General features: G+C 74.6%; 1 protein-coding gene. It reads left to right on the forward strand.

Translation table 11 applies throughout. The annotated features are described in order from the left end of the window. The coding region (locus ACWDBB_RS36080; RefSeq protein WP_449793632.1) for a type I polyketide synthase at nucleotides 1-3,023 on the forward strand (3,023 nt) is incomplete at both ends.

Consider the following 3,023-nt stretch of genomic DNA (forward strand, 5'->3'; position numbering starts at 1 on the left):
GTGCTGCGGGCCAAGGCCGAGTCGGCGCGCGTTCTGCACGAGTTGACGGCCGGGCTGGACCTGGACGCCTTCGTCCTCTTCTCCTCCACCGCCGGCGCCCTCGGGTCCGCCGGTCAGGGGAACTACGCGGCGGCCAACGCCTTCCTGGACGCGCTCGCCGAGCAGCGCCGGGCCGCCGGCCTGCCCGCCACCTCCATCGCCTGGGGCCCCTGGGCGGGCTCCGGCATGGCCGCCGACGGCGGTGCCGTCGAGCAGCGCCTGCGCACCGCCGGTATCGCGCCGCTGGCCCCCGAGCGCGCCGTCGAGGCGCTGGCCCGGGCCGTCGCCCGGCCGGCCGCCGTCCGGGTCGTGCTCGACGTCGACTGGGAGCGCTACGTCGCGGCCGCCCCGACCGGCGCCCTGCTGTCCGGCCTGCCCGAGGTGCGCCGGGCGCTGTCCTCGGCGACCGCCCCGGCGGACGACTCCTCCTTCGCCGCCCGCCTGGCGGGCCTCGGCGAGGCGGAGCGGGCCCGGGTGCTGATCGACCTGGTCCGCGCCGAGGCGGCCACCGTCCTCGGCCACGACGGCTCGGACGCGGTCGGTGCGGACCGCGCCTTCCGCGATCTCGGCTTCGGCTCGCTCACCTCGGTGGAACTGCGCAACCGGCTCGCCGCGGCGACCGGCCTGAAGCTGCCCGCGACCCTGGTCTTCGACCACCCGACCCCGCAGGCCCTCGCCCGTCACCTCGGCGACGAACTGCTCGGCACCGGCGCCGCGGCGCCGCTGCCGGCGGTCCGTACCGGCGCCGCGGACGAGCCCATCGCGATCGTCGCCATGGCCTGCCGCTTCCCTGGCGGGGTCGAATCCCCGGAGGACCTCTGGCAGTTGGTGACGGACGGCCGGGACGGCATGACCGCCTTCCCGACAGACCGGGGCTGGGACCTCGACGCGCTCTACGACCCGGACCCCGAGCAGCCCGGCACCCACTACGCCCTGCGGGCCGGATTCCTCTCCGGCGCCACCGAGTTCGACGCCGACTTCTTCGGCATCAGCCCGCGCGAGGCGCTGGCGATGGACCCGCAGCAGCGCGTCCTGCTGGAGACCTCCTGGGAGGCCTTCGAGCGGGCCGGCCTCGACCCGGCCTCGGTGCGCGGCAGCCGGACCGGCGTCTTCATCGGCTCCAACGGCCAGGACTACGCGGCGCTGCTGCTCCAGGACCCGCAGAGCGTCGAGGGGTACATCGGCATCGGCAACGCCGGCAGCGTCGTGTCGGGCCGCATCGCCTACACCTTCGGTCTTGAGGGCCCGGCGGTGACGGTGGACACGGCCTGCTCGGCCTCGCTGGTCGCCCTGCACCTGGCCGCGCAGTCGCTGCGCAGCGGCGAGTGCTCGCTCGCCCTGGCCGGTGGCGCCACCGTGATGGCCACCCCGACCGCCTTCATCGAGTTCAGCCGCCAGCGCGGCCTGGCCGCCGACGGCCTGTGCAAGGCCTTCGCGGCCTCGGCCGACGGCACGGGCTGGGGCGAGGGCGTCGGCATGCTGGTGCTGGAGCGGTTGTCCGACGCGCAGCGCAACGGCCACCAGGTGCTGGCCGTCGTGCGCGGCAGCGCCGTCAACCAGGACGGTGCCAGCAACGGGCTCACCGCCCCGAACGGGCCGTCGCAGCAGCGCGTCATCCGCGAGGCGCTGGCCGATGCCCGACTGTCGGCCGCCGAGGTCGACGCCGTCGAGGCGCACGGCACCGGCACGGTGCTGGGCGACCCGATCGAGGCCCAGGCGCTGCTGGCGACGTACGGGCAGGAACGCACCGGGGAGCCGCTGTGGCTGGGCTCGGTGAAGTCCAACCTGGGCCACACCCAGGCCGCCGCCGGTGTGGCAGGCCTCATCAAGATGGTCATGGCGATGCGGGAGGGTGTGCTGCCGCAGACCCTGCACGTGGACGAGCCTTCGCCGCACATCGACTGGGCCTCCGGTGAGGTCCGGCTGCTGACCGAGGCCCGGCCCTGGCCGGAGACCGGACGCCCGCGCCGCGCGGCCGTCTCCTCCTTCGGCATCAGCGGGACCAACGCCCACACGGTCATCGAGCAGGCCCCGACGGTCGAGCCGGCCGAGGCCGGGACCGAGGCCGAGCGGCCGGCCGGACCGGCCGTGCGACCGCTGCTGCTGTCCGGTGCCACGGAGCGGGCACTGCGCGACCAGGCGTCCCGGCTGCTGGAGCACGCCGACGCCCACCTGGACCAGGAGTCGGACCTCGGCGACCTCGCCCATGCGCTCGGTACGACGCGGGCCGGCCTGGCCCACCGGGCCGCGGTGGTCGCGGAGGACCTCGCCTCGTTCCGGGGTGGTCTGGCGGCGCTGGCCGAGGGCGGTACCGCCGCCGGACTGGTGCAGGGTGTCGCGGGTGCCGGGCGGACGGCGTTCCTGTTCACGGGGCAGGGGAGCCAGCGTCCTGGCATGGGGCGTGAGTTGTACGAGGCGTACCCGGTGTTCGCCGAGGCCTTCGACGCGGTCTGCGCTCGGGTCGAACTGCCGCTGCAGGAGGCGGTGTTCGGGGAGGACGCGGACGTTCTCGCCCGTACCGAGTACACGCAGGTCGCGCTGTTCGCGGTGGAGACCGCGCTGTTCCGCCTCTTCGAGAGCTGGGGCGTGTGTCCTGACGTCCTGGTCGGCCACTCGATCGGTGAGATCGCCGCCGCGCATGTCGCCGGTGTGCTGTCGCTGGACGACGCCGTCACCCTGGTTGCGGCGCGTGGTCGGCTGATGCAGGCGCTGCCGGAGGGCGGTGCGATGGTGGCGGTCAAGGCGACCGAGGCCGAGGTGCTGCCGCTGCTCACGGACAGCGTCAGCATCGCCTCGATCAACGGGCCCTCCTCGGTGGTGATTTCCGGTGACGAGGCCGAAGTGCTGGCGATCGGCGCGCAGTTCGAGAAGACCAAGCGGCTGAGCGTTTCGCACGCCTTCCACTCGCCGCTGATGGACGGCATGTTGGCGGACTTCCGCCGGGTGGCGGAGGGTCTGACCTATTCGGCGCCGCAGATCGCCGT

The sequence above is a fragment of the Kitasatospora sp. NPDC001095 genome (genome assembly GCF_053598615.1).